At 56.6% G+C, this 12,087-nt stretch carries 12 protein-coding genes; 3 read left to right on the top strand and 9 right to left on the bottom strand.

Going from position 1 to position 12,087, the window contains the following annotated elements; all coding sequences use genetic code 11:
- Nucleotides 1–8 precede the first annotated feature (8 nt).
- On the top strand, nt 9–593 hold the full coding sequence (locus tag AC0L7R_RS03770; RefSeq protein ID WP_473658897.1) for a transglycosylase SLT domain-containing protein: 585 nt from the start codon (nt 9–11) through the stop codon (nt 591–593).
- A 51-nt stretch (nt 594–644) separates the two neighbouring features.
- On the opposite strand, the gene AC0L7R_RS03765 is transcribed toward AC0L7R_RS03770, so the two are convergent.
- The 4 genes from AC0L7R_RS03765 to AC0L7R_RS03750 form a co-directional block, all read right to left on the bottom strand.
- Nucleotides 645–1,259 (bottom strand): LolA family protein, encoded by a 615-nt coding sequence (locus AC0L7R_RS03765; RefSeq protein WP_247129259.1) that lies wholly within the window; start codon nt 1,257–1,259, stop codon nt 645–647.
- 179 nt (nt 1,260–1,438) lie between these two features.
- A complete protein-coding gene (locus tag AC0L7R_RS03760; protein WP_473658895.1) occupies nt 1,439–4,465 on the bottom strand; it encodes a DNA translocase FtsK 4TM domain-containing protein in 3,027 nt (1,008 codons plus the stop codon).
- Between the two features lie 10 nt (nt 4,466–4,475).
- Nucleotides 4,476–5,654, bottom strand: a complete 1,179-nt coding sequence (locus tag AC0L7R_RS03755) for an aminotransferase class I/II-fold pyridoxal phosphate-dependent enzyme (RefSeq protein ID WP_473658894.1) — start codon at nt 5,652–5,654, stop codon at nt 4,476–4,478.
- 100 nt (nt 5,655–5,754) lie between these two features.
- On the bottom strand, nt 5,755–7,113 hold the full coding sequence (locus AC0L7R_RS03750; RefSeq protein ID WP_473658892.1) for an amidase family protein: 1,359 nt from the start codon (nt 7,111–7,113) through the stop codon (nt 5,755–5,757).
- Nucleotides 7,114–7,159: 46 nt separating this feature from the next.
- Between AC0L7R_RS03750 and AC0L7R_RS03745 the strand changes: the two genes are divergently transcribed.
- Nucleotides 7,160–8,407, top strand: coding sequence for an FAD-dependent monooxygenase (locus tag AC0L7R_RS03745; protein WP_473658890.1), 1,248 nt, complete (start codon nt 7,160–7,162; stop codon nt 8,405–8,407).
- Here the strand turns inward: AC0L7R_RS03745 and AC0L7R_RS03740 are convergent.
- The 4 genes from AC0L7R_RS03740 to AC0L7R_RS03725 form a co-directional block, all read right to left on the bottom strand.
- Nucleotides 8,404–8,727, bottom strand: a complete 324-nt coding sequence (locus tag AC0L7R_RS03740) for a hypothetical protein (protein ID WP_473658888.1) — start codon at nt 8,725–8,727, stop codon at nt 8,404–8,406. The genes AC0L7R_RS03745 and AC0L7R_RS03740 overlap by 4 nt on opposite strands.
- A gap of 69 nt (nt 8,728–8,796) precedes the next feature.
- On the bottom strand, nt 8,797–8,976 hold the full coding sequence (locus AC0L7R_RS03735; RefSeq protein WP_247129252.1) for a Trm112 family protein: 180 nt from the start codon (nt 8,974–8,976) through the stop codon (nt 8,797–8,799).
- On the bottom strand, nt 8,973–9,611 hold the full coding sequence (locus tag AC0L7R_RS03730; protein WP_473660353.1) for an LON peptidase substrate-binding domain-containing protein: 639 nt from the start codon (nt 9,609–9,611) through the stop codon (nt 8,973–8,975). The genes AC0L7R_RS03735 and AC0L7R_RS03730 overlap by 4 nt, the downstream gene beginning before the upstream one ends.
- 27 nt (nt 9,612–9,638) lie before the next feature.
- Nucleotides 9,639–10,553, bottom strand: coding sequence for a tetratricopeptide repeat protein (locus AC0L7R_RS03725; RefSeq protein ID WP_473658886.1), 915 nt, complete (start codon nt 10,551–10,553; stop codon nt 9,639–9,641).
- A 104-nt stretch (nt 10,554–10,657) separates the two neighbouring features.
- On the opposite strand from AC0L7R_RS03725, the gene AC0L7R_RS03720 reads away from it, so the two are divergent.
- Nucleotides 10,658–11,299, top strand: coding sequence for a GDSL-type esterase/lipase family protein (locus AC0L7R_RS03720; protein ID WP_473658884.1), 642 nt, complete (start codon nt 10,658–10,660; stop codon nt 11,297–11,299).
- Here AC0L7R_RS03720 and AC0L7R_RS03715 read toward each other — a convergent pair.
- Nucleotides 11,294–12,082: an exodeoxyribonuclease III gene (locus AC0L7R_RS03715; protein ID WP_473658882.1), complete on the bottom strand. Its 789-nt coding sequence runs from the start codon at nt 12,080–12,082 to the stop codon at nt 11,294–11,296. The genes AC0L7R_RS03720 and AC0L7R_RS03715 overlap by 6 nt on opposite strands.
- Nucleotides 12,083–12,087: the final 5 nt, after the last annotated feature.

Raw genomic sequence — 12,087 nt, 5'->3', positions numbered from 1 at the left:
GTGAGGCGATGAGCAGTTTCTTCCGCGCAATGGTACTTTTAGTTCTGCTAGGCAGCTGTTCCTCTGGATACGGCACGGCCCCGCGTGATCTTGATAATGCATGTGCCATTGTGAACGAACGACCCGAATACCTGCGGGCATTTAAGGCAACCCAACGCAAATGGGGTGTGCCTGTTCCGACGATCATGGCGATGATCTACCAAGAGAGTAAGTTCATTTCGAACAACCGTCCGCCGCATCAATATGCGTTGGGTGTGATCCCGATTGGACGGCAGTCATCTGCACTGGGTTATTCCCAAGCGCTTGATGGCACGTGGGAAGAATACCAAGACCAAGAAGGCGGGCGCGGCGCAGACCGTGAAAGCATCCGTGATGCGTCCGATTTTATGGGCTGGTATATGACCGCAACGGTCCGCGAAACTGGCGTGCCATTGGGTGACACCCGCAACCAGTATCTGGCGTACCACGATGGACGGTCTGGGTATCTGCGCGGTACATGGCGGCGCAAACCGTGGCTGATCCGGATCGCTGGTGAAGTGGCACGACGCGCCACGACCTATGAGGCCCAGCTGCGATCCTGCGGCAAGATTTAAACAAAAAAGCCCGCGTCAGTGACGCGGGCTTTTTTGCTCTATGCGCGGGTTTTATTCAAAACCGCGACGGCGCATTTCGCTGACAATGTTGAACTTTGATTCAGCGATACCCGCACCCGGCACCACGTCGTTCAGGATCACTGTCGTCTGACCACCGGTATCATCGGTCACAACCCACTGACGCAGCTCAACAGGGTTCGCCGTAAACACCAGTTGGATGTTGCCGTATTCCGGATGATCGGGGTCTTGCGCGGTCACGGTCGTGGATGTGCCGTCGGACGTATGGCCCGTCACCATGCGGCGGCGACCAAGATCAACGTTCTGTTCCAGAATAATGCTGAGCGGTGTCTGGTTCAGCGGATACCGATCCGGTGCCGTGTTAGACCGCGGATCAAAGATCGCCACCTGACCACCGCCAGCAATCATCAAAGAATTGTCCGGCGCGTTGTATTCGAACCGGATACGACCCGGCCGTTTGATAAAAATCTGGCCCGTGGACAGCGTACCATCGCCATTGATCTGGGTAAAACCACCCTGAGCAGTCACAAGACGGTTCAGATATCCGGACACTTCACCCAATGACAATTGCTGCGCAGACGCAGAGGTCACTAAGGCGGGGGTCGCAAGTGCTGCAACACCAATGGACAGAAAATCACGTCGTTTCATAAAGCTACCTATCAGTTACCGGGCAATGTTTCACCCAAGGACATAAGCCCAACATGTCCGTTGTGCCACATGATAAGCGATAACATGCCGCCGTCACGGGTTATCACCCTTTAAAATAAGGAAAGGCGGGACGCTTTACGCGGCCCGCCCCTATTTCAACTGTCGCTCACAAGGCGATCCTAGTGCTGTTCAGGCACCAAAATTTCGCGTTTGCCGACGTGGTTTGCTGATGAAACGACGCCTTCGTCTTCCATCTGTTCCACAAGCCTAGCTGCTTTGTTGTACCCAATCGCGAGCTTTCGCTGGATGTAGGAGGTTGAGCATTTCCGGTCCTTGATGACGATGGCCACAGCCGTGTCGTACAGCGCGTTTTCCGTATCGGACCCGTCGCCAAGGCCAAGCACCAAATCGATATCGCTGCTCTTGCCGTCTTCAGGGCCTTCAACAACACCGGACATATATTCTGGTGGACCGAACCCTTTCAGGTGGTTCACGATTTCTTCGACTTCCTCGTCCGAACAGAACGGCCCGTGGATACGGCTAATCTTACCTCCGCCCGCCATATAAAGCATGTCACCCATGCCCAGCAGTTGTTCGGCGCCCATTTCACCAAGGATGGTGCGGCTGTCGATTTTCGACGTTACCTGGAATGAAATCCGCGTTGGGAAGTTGGCCTTGATCGTACCGGTGATGACGTCAACGGACGGACGCTGCGTCGCCATGATCAGGTGGATACCCGATGCACGCGCCATCTGCGCCAGACGTTGAATGCAGGCTTCAATTTCTTTGCCGGCAACCATCATCAGGTCGGCCATCTCGTCAACGACAACGACGATGTATGGCAGCACCTCTGGCTTGAACTCTTCCGTCTCGAAAACCGGATCGCCGGTTTCATCGTCGAAACCAGTTTGCACGGTGCGGCTGAACATTTCGTCTTTGCCCAGTGCTTCGCGCACGCGACCGTTATAGCCGTCGATGTTCCGCACGCCCATTTTGGACATTTTGCGGTAACGTTCTTCCATCTCGCCCACGACCCATTTCAGCGCAACAACCGCCTTTTTCGGGTCCGTCACAACAGGAGACAGCAGATGCGGGATGCCGTCGTAAACGGACAGTTCGAGCATTTTCGGGTCGATCATGATCATCCGGCAATCTTCGGGGCTGAGCTTGTACAGCAGCGACAGGATCATCGTGTTGATCGCTACGGATTTACCGGAACCGGTTGTACCCGCGATCAAGAGGTGCGGCATCTTCGCAAGGTTCGCGATGATTGGCTCACCACCGATGTCTTTACCCAGCGCCAGCGGCAGTTTCATGCTGCTATCGCCAAAATCACGCGCTGACAGCATTTCGCGCAACACAACCATTTCGCGTTTTTCGTTCGGCAATTCGATCCCGATTACGGACCGACCCGGCACTGTGGACACACGTGCGGACAGCGCGGACATAGAACGGGCGATATCGTCGGCGAGGCCGATCACGCGGGATGCTTTCAAACCGGGGGCCGGTTCGAGTTCGTACATTGTGACAACCGGACCCGGACGCACAGATACGATTTCGCCTTTGACGCCGTAGTCGTCCAAAACGCTTTCCAGCATCCGCGCGTTTTCTTCCAGTGCTTCGTCGGACAGAACATAGCGTTCGATCGTCTCTGGCCCGCGTAGCAGGTTCAGCGGCGGCATTTCAAAGTCAGCGTATTTGTTTTCCTCCAGCGGCAGCGCAGGCTGGCTTTCGCGCAGGGCTTGCTTGGACGGCAGCGTTTCGCGTTTCAGCGGGTGCTGCACGACCTTCTTCGGGGCCTGCTCTGGAATTTCCACGCGCTGGACCTCTGGTTCCGCAACAGGTTCTTGCACGGGTGCAAAATTGCGCTGCAAAACGGGACGCACGGGTGCTGCGACTTCCATCGGTGCTTCGATTTCTGCGATCTCTTCGATCACAGGATCATCGACAGGCGCGTCCATAAAGCCCGCTTCGACCATTGGCACGTCTTCTGGCAATGGCGGCAGACCGCGTGGTGTGGTGTCCAAAATCATCGGCTGTGGGCCACGCCCTTTGGTCAATGATGGTTCAATCCGCGCACCTAAATCGGTCACAGGTGCTGGACCTTTGCGGGACCGAACAGCGTCAGCGATCCGTGCGGATACGCGATCTTCAGGCGCTGCAGGTGCTTCTTCAACAACGGGTTCAGGCGCGTTGCGCTTGAGCAAACCAGCTAAGAAACCAGTCGATTGCGGGGCAGGTTCGCGTGCTGGTGCCGTGAGAACAGGTTCTTCGACAGGCGCTGCGACAGCAGGTTCTTCGACCTGAGATCCCGGCATCGGCGGCATTTTACGCGGTGTTTCCACAGGCATCGCTGGGTTTGCGCGCACAACGGCTGTTGCACGTTTCTTCATTTCAGCGGCTGGAACCGGCATAATCGGATCGGGGATCAAGGCAGCGGCTTCGGCTTCTTCGGCTGCGGCCAGCGCTGCTGCTTCACGGTTCAAACGGGATTGTTCGCGCTTTGCAGCAATCGTTTGGCCCAAACCATTTGCGGCATTGGCAGAGGCGGCGGCACCTCTGCCAAGCACGCGTAGCAATAGCGCGTAGGCCATTACTACTCCCAAGAACATAAAGCGGATGCCTGTGCGAATTTCTTCTTTGGTGAAACCCAAGGTGAACAACGTCACCACAATCATGCAGACCGCCAGAATAAGTGACAGCAATTTCAACGCAAACGGCGCACCAAGAGGGATCAGGATTTGCAGCGTCACGCCAAGAACAGTGTCACCGAACAGGCCACCAAGGCCAAAATTAGGTGGCCAGTTCACGCTTGGCACCAATGTCGCGGCATAAAGGGACGCAACCACAACGGCGATGGGCGCAAAGATCGCACGACTCATCGCGCGTTCATGACCGTAGTGCAGCGCAAAACGCAGGCCCCACGCGACCAACGCGAGCGGGATCATCCATGCGCCCTTGCCCACGATCATCATCAAGGTTGCAGCGGCGGACGCGCCGGATTGACCCAACCAGTTCTGCACAGGCGCGTCAGTTGCGGAAATCCATGATGGATCGTTTGGCGAAAAGCTGTAGATCATCGCCGCGAACAACAAACCCACGCCGATCAACGCAAAACCCAGCAATTCCTTGCTGCGTTTTTCGATCACCGCCTGTGTGTTGCTGTCCAAAAGTGGATCGCGCTTGCGTGCCTGATAAGATGCCATCGTTATTCCCTCAGTCGTAGAGACAGTCGCGGAGGATCGTCAGACCGCGCTGCATTTCTTGTGTTGGGGCCACCATGGCGACCCGTAAAAATTTGTCTGCTGGGTTCACGCCGTTGAAATCGCGGGCCAAATAGGCCCCCGGCAACGTGCGCACGCCTGTTTCTTCCCACAGCTTCACAGCTGCGGCTTCGCCGTCCTCAACGGGCAACCACAAGAAAAAACCGGCGTCCGGTGATTTATAGCCCGGCACATCGCCCATGATCTGGTCTGCGGCTTTGTATTTTTGTTGGTAAAGGGCGCGGTTTTCGATCACGTGGTTTTCGTCCAGCCACGCGGCTGCTGCCACGGCCTGCAACGGTTCAGGCGAAGGCGTGCCCGCATAGGCGCGCAATTGGCGCACACGGCGAATGCTCTCAAGACCACCTGCACAGAAACCTGACCGCAAACCAGCAAGGTTCGACCGTTTCGACAGCGAATGGAAGATCATCACGCGGTCAGGGTCGCACCCCAAACGCTGCGCCATTTCCAACGCACCGACAGGCGGCGTGTCACGGTAGATTTCGGAATAGCATTCGTCGGCGAAGATTTTGAAGTCGTACTTTTCCGCCAAGGCGATCAGTTTTGTCCAATACGCTTCGTCAGCCACAGCGCCCTGCGGGTTCGCTGGCGAACAAATGTAGGCAAGCGTTGTGCGTTCCAACACGTCCTCTGGCATGGCTGTGTAATCCGGCAAATGTCCGGTTTCATCCGTCGCAGGCACAAAAATCGCTTCGGCCCCAATCGCATTCGCAGCAGCGGAATAGGCCGGATAAAACGGGTTCGGCGACAAAACGACAGGCTGTTTGCCATGCTTTGTTTCTGGCCCAAGCGCGATTGCCGCGTTGAACAATCCTTCACGGGTGCCGTTCAGGTTCAGGATGTTTTCTGGCGTCACAGATACATTGTACCGCTTGTCCAACCACAGTGTGATCGCGTCTAGCAGGGCCACAGTTCCGTTATTATTCGGATACTTACGGAAGTCGCCCATGTGCTTTGCCAGCAATGGGCCAACGAAATCAGGGAACGCGTGCTGTGGTTCGCCGATGGTCATATTAATGACCTCGCCACCGGGTGTCCGATGATCGAGTAGCCCACGCAAACGGGGCCACGTCGCTTCCGGAAGGGAAGAAAACCGCTCAGGGTATACCATAACTGCCTCATGTACGGGATCATTTCGCCCCGCTTTTGTCCAACGTAGCCGCTGGTTTAGGCGTCTGTCCAGAATAGCGTGGGCAGATTGTGGCAAGCCGTTAGGCGATTGTGTCTTTTGTGTCCTGCCCTGCGCGTAATGCCGCCTCTGCCGCAGCACCGATCCGCAATAGGCGTGCTTCGGCGTGTTTTGGTGTGTTGAACATGATCCCGCAGGACGGTGTCCCTGTGGGCAGGGTCAACGACGTGAGGTCTAACAAGTTCGCGATGCGTGTATTGCGCAGTGCCAGCAGGTTTTCGGTTTTGTAGTAGGCGTCATCGGTCAAAAGTCGATCCGCATTGGGCGGCAAAATCGGGGCCGTTGGCATGATCACGGCGTCGAACCCTGCGAACGCAGCGGTGAAAGCGTCGCGCACCTGTCGCAGCAAATTCCATCCGCTGACGTAATCAGCCGCAGAAACGTGCTGCCCCCCACGTACACGTTCAAGGATTTGCGGGAACATCTTTTCTGGCGCTGCTTCGACTTTATCACGCCACCAGCCGTAACTGTCACCCGCGTACAGGTTTCCAGCGACATCAAAGGCTTGTGCCAGTTGTGGGAAATTTGCGTGGGTGACGTTTACACCCTGTGCTTCCAATAGGGCGACAGCGTTTTCAAAAGCCTGTAGCGGTGCGTCACGCACACCGTCCATCGCGATGGTATCCAAGATCGCGACATTCAGGCCCGCCAAAGATGCCGCGCCAAGATCAGCGGACTTGGTACCGCCGAGCAGACCAAACAGAAGGTTCGCGTCTTCAACAGACCGGCACAATGGCCCGACCGTATCGAAAGTCTGACACAGCGGCACGACGCCTTTAAGGCTTAGCAATCCGTGGCTTGTCTTCAACCCGACCAAATCGTTCCATGCCGACGGGATGCGCACCGACCCGCCCGTATCCGATCCAATGCCAGCCGCGGCCAGCCCAAATGCGACCGATGCAGCAGCGCCGCTAGACGACCCACCCGGCACCGCCTCTGCATCGTTTTTGCAAGGCGGTGTTGCGGTCATGGGGTTCAGGCCCAAGCCGGAAAACGCGATTTCAGACATATGGGTCTTGCCGAGGCAAACCAGGCCAGCCGAAGTGGCATTTTGCAAAACGTCTGCGTCGGCATCAGGGACCCTGCCCGCCATCAGCTTCGTCCCCGCTTCGGTCCCTAAGCCTGCGGTGTCGAACAGATCTTTCCACGACACAGGCACACCGTCCAATGGCGATCTGCGCAACCCACTGGCGGCACGTGTTGCAGCTGCCCGCGCCTCTGCCCGCGCCCGATCGTGGCTGACCCGCGCGTAAATGCGGTCGCGCAACGGATGTCCGTCGATGGCTGTCAGATAGGTTTCGGTCAACGCGACGGGATCAATTGTTCCATCCGCAATCCCGCGCCCCAAATCAGCGGCGGTCATCCAAAGCCAGTCTTGCATCGCGGTCTCCTATTTCTTCACGACGAAGGTAGCGGCGACGCGGCGCATGGACAATCCCGTGCAGACCCCCATATCTAGGCCCATGAGCAATGATTTGATTATCGTAGGTGGCGGCCTGAACGGTCCGGCCTTGGCATTGGCAGTAGCGAAAGCGGGGTTTTCGGTCACGATTATTGACGCCCTGCCCGAAGATACACGCAAAGACCGCGATTTTGACGGGCGGTCCTATGCGCTTGCACTGACATCGATGCGGCTGTTGCGGCAGATTGGCGTTTGGGAACAGGTCGCTGATCATGCGCAACCCATGCTCGAAATTAAAGTGACCGATGGCCGCGCGGGTGAAGGTCCGTCGCCTTGGATGATGCACTTTGACCATGCTGAAATCGAAGAAGGGCCGATGGGGTATCTTGTCGAAGATCGGCACCTGCGGCGGGCGTTTTTGGATGCCATGGCCGCGCAGCCATTGATCACGCAAGTGTCGGGCGAAACCGTTGTAAGTCAAACAGTTAAACCGAACGAGGTTGAGGTGACGTTGGCATCCGGCGGCACGATGTCCGGCAAGGTTCTGATCGGATCCGACGGTCGCCGTAGCGGCACCGCTGAACGTTCGGGTATCGGGCGAACCGCATGGGGGTATGACCAAACTGCGATTGTTTGCGCCGTCGCCCATGAAAAACCGCACGGCGGCATCGCACATCAGTTTTTTATGCCCAATGGGCCGCTCGCAATTCTGCCACTGACCGAAAACCGATCATCTATTGTGTGGTCAGAAGAAACCAGTCGCGCGAACATGATCGCAGGACTTGATGACGCGGGTTTCTTGGATGCGCTACGGCCAGCATTTGGCAGTTTCCTTGGCGAGATTTCATTGGTCGGGCAAAGGTTCACCTATCCGCTAGGCCTATCGCTTGCCGACAGTTTTATTGCAGACCGCGTTGCGCTGGTTGGTGATGCGGCACACGGCGTCCACCCGATTGCGGGCCAAGGCCTAAATGCGGGATTGCGCGACGTTGCAGCCCTGGCACAGGTGCTGAAAGAAGCCCGCGCGCGGGGCGAGGACATCGGTGGCGCACAAACGCTGTCGCGTTACCAACAATGGCGTCGGTTCGATACGGCGACGCTTGCGGTTGCGACAGACACATTCAACCGTTTGTTTTCCAACGATAACCCCCTCCTGCGTGCAGCGCGCGATCTGGGGATGGGTCTGGTCAACAAAGCGCCGAACCTGCGACGGTCATTTATGCGCGAAGCGGCAGGCCTGACTGGTGACCTTCCCGATCTCATGAAACGTTAGATCGGTTCGATCAGATCACAGTTGGCCGCTTGATTGGCCCACATTGGGATTCGCGCAGCCGGGTGGCCCACTTCGTCGATATGCACGTGACGGATAACCTGCGTTTCCCAAAGATCAGGATCATCCAGCAGATGTGCGGGCAGTTTATGCTGACATAACCGGCGGTTTTTCACGATTTTAACCGTCGCGACAGCGTCGACGCCGTGGGTCGGCAGCCGCAACGACAAAAACCCCTTCCGCAGATAATCTTCGCGTTCACGCAGCCGACGAATATCAGTTCGGATCATGGCCAATTCGTCAGCCGGATGCATATTTCTCATTCAGAATCCCCTTTAGCAACTTCGCTCAAGAGACCGTAAAATTCGAAATAAAAAGTAAACTTCGGCAATTTAGCCGAGCACACGCGCCTCATCGACAAGCATGACGGGAATGCCACCACGGATCGGGAACGCGAGGCCCGCATTTTCGGACACCAGTTCCTGCTTTTCGGCGTCGTATTTCAACGCATTGCGGGTTTCGGGACAAACCAGCGCTTCAAGCATTTTGGGGTCAAAAGTGTCGGCGTTCATTGCATTATTTCCTCTGCTGATCCGCCCCGCAGCGCGAATTCAATCAGTGTGACCAGTGTTTCGCGGCGCGTCGTCAAGGACGGTGCTTCAAGCAATGCCTGCTTATCTTCGGGTTCGAATGGACACAACATCGACAGTGAATTGATCAACAATTCGTCTTCGGCCTCCGACAAGGATTCCCAATCCGTATTCAGACCTTGGTCTTCAAAAAAGCGTCCCAAAGTTTTCAGGAATGCAGAGCGATCAAAATCGTCATCCATTTCGGTCGGACCTAGATCACGACCAAAACCGCCCCAGTCAACCTTGCACTTGCGGTAGGGCGTAAATCCTTCTGTTTCCTCAATAATGCGGAAGCGCGACATGCCCGACAACGTCACCATATAGCGACCATCTTCGGTTTCAGAGAACGCAGTCAGCCGCCCCGCGCAGCCGATTTTGTGCAGCTGATCCGGCTTTCCCGGACCATCAAAGGGCTGGACCATCCCGATCAACCGATGGTCTGTTTTCAAGACGTCATCCATCATCGCCAAATACCGCGGTTCAAACAAATGAAGCGGCAAGCGGGACCGCGGCAGCAATAATGCGCCGGGCAATGGAAACACCGGGATCGTGTCGGGCAATTCGTGTTTGTTCATAATGAACAAGGTAGGGTGTTTCCCAGATCAGGCAAATATCAAAGACGACAATTTACGACGCCCGTTCAAAACGATTGGATCATTTGCCGCGAGCGCATCAAAGATCTTGAACAATTGGGCCCGCGCCGCACCATCATTCCATTCGCGATCACGACGGAACAGTTCAAGCAACGTTGCCACGGCGGTTTCGGCGTCACCACCCGCATGCTGCGCGACAGCCAGATCAAATCGCGCTTGGTGGTCGTCTGGCTTCGCGTCAACTGATGCCGCCAATTCAGCAAGCGGGCCCGCGTTTTGCGCTTCACGCGCCAATGTGACTTGGGCATGGGCCGCTTCCAGCAACGCATCCGTTGAGATTTCGGCAGGCGCACCATTCAACACGGCCTCTGCCTGATCAACATCATCAAGCGCCAGATATGACCGGACAAGGCCCGCATAAGCAGCAGCATTCGCAGGGTCTTCCTGCAGGATTGCGGCAAATGTTTCTGCGGCATCAGCGGCTTCACCGTCCGTCAACATTTGCTCTGCAGCTTCAATCGCGTCGGCCAAACCATTGTCAGCTTCGGGCCCCATCGCCGCAATCTTATCGACAAAGGCCTGAATTTCGGACGGCGGCAACGCCCCCTGAAAACCGTCAACAGGTTGACCTTGATGAAACGCGAAAACCGTCGGGATCGATTGAACCCGCAACTGGCCCGCGTAGCCAGGGTTGGCATCAACATCGATCTTGACCAGTTTCACGCGACCGCCAGCGGCAGTCACCGCCGCTTCAATCGCTGGTCCTAAAGTTTTGCATGGTCCGCACCACGGGGCCCAAAAATCCACGATCACGGGAACCGTTTGCGAGGCTTCAATCACGTCCTGCATAAAGGTCGCGTCGGTGCCATCTACAATCATATCAGCGGCGGCGGGTGCGGATGGTGTCGTGCCAAGCTCTAACATCGGGCTCTCCTCAAATCAGTTGGACTATATATGGAGACGCGCACCAAAAGGCCAAGGGCCATTTCAAGGTTTACTGGCGACAGCGCTGGCCTTAGACCAAAAAGATGCAAAAAACACTGCTCACATTCGGCGATAGCAACACCCATGGCACGATGCCGATGACTGCGGCATCCGACAATTTTCGTTATGGCGTCGGTCAACGTTGGCCAAGCGTGACCGCCCAGGCACTCGGATCGTCGTGGCGGCTGATAGAGGAAGGCCTACCGGGGCGGACAGCGACGGCGGCCTGCGATCCCATTATGGGCGCGCATATGAACGGGCAGATCGGACTACAGATTGCGCTTGGTAGCCACAAGCCCATTGATCTGCTGACGATCATGTTAGGGACGAATGACTGCAAACCCTACTTCGGCCTGACAGCGCAAGGTATCGCAAGCGCCGTAGCGGGGCTGATTGCGATTGCAAAGGACCCGGACGTACAGGCCAAACACGGTGGTTTTGAAATTCTGCTGATCGCCCCGCCAGTGGTCCAAGAACGCGGTGCCTTCGTGGCAGAGCTTTGGCAGGCAGCAGGGAAATCAGCGGCCCTACCAGCCCTTTACGCAGACCTCGCCGCCCATACTGGGATCGCATTCCTTGATGCGAGCCCGCATGTCACAACCTGCGCCGAAGACGGCGTTCATTTTGATGAGATCGCGCATCAAACCCTTGGACAGTTGGTCGCTGCCAAGATCGCGTCGCTATAGATCGAAGGTCGCGAAAACAGGCGCATGGTCGCTTGGTTTTTCCCAACCGCGCACGTCACGAATGACCCGACTGCCTGACGCTGACCCAGCGATATCGGGCGTCGCCCAAACGTGGTCCAAACGGCGGCCTTTGTCGGCGGTGTCCCAATCAGGCGACCGATATGACCACCAGCTGTACAGTTTGCCTTCAGGCACATCCGCGCGGGTGACGTCCACCCAATCGCCTGCGGCTTGCACGGCGGCCAGTGCTTCGACTTCTATCGGCGTGTGGCTGACCACTTTCAACAGTTTCTTGTGGTCCCAGACATCATCTTCCCGCGGCGCAATATTCAAGTCCCCGACAAGAATAGCCTTTTCCGGTTTATTCGCATTGAAACCGGCTTGCATATCACGCAGGTAATCCAGTTTCTGACCAAATTTTTCGTTGATCTCGCGGTTCGGCTTGTCGCCGCCTGCGGGCACGTAGAAGTTGTGGATCGTCACCCCGTTTTCCAGCTTGCCCGCGATGTGGCGGGCATGGCCGAGATCCGCGTAATCGTAAGCGCCCGCTTCTTCCATCGGGATTTTCGACAGGATCGCCACGCCGTTGTATCCCTTTTGCCCGCGCGCCACGACGTGTTCGTAACCAAGGTCGCGAAAGCCTTCCATCGGGATTTTCTCGACCGGGCTTTTGCATTCCTGCAGGCACAAGACGTCGGGTGCTTCTTCACGCATCAAGCGCAGCACGATGTCTTCGCGCAAGCGGACAGAGTTGATGTTCCAAGTGGCAAGTGTAAACGGCATCGGGC

This window comes from Yoonia sp. D2-7, from assembly GCF_055809435.1.
This window is presented reverse-complemented; position numbering and strand designations above follow the sequence as displayed.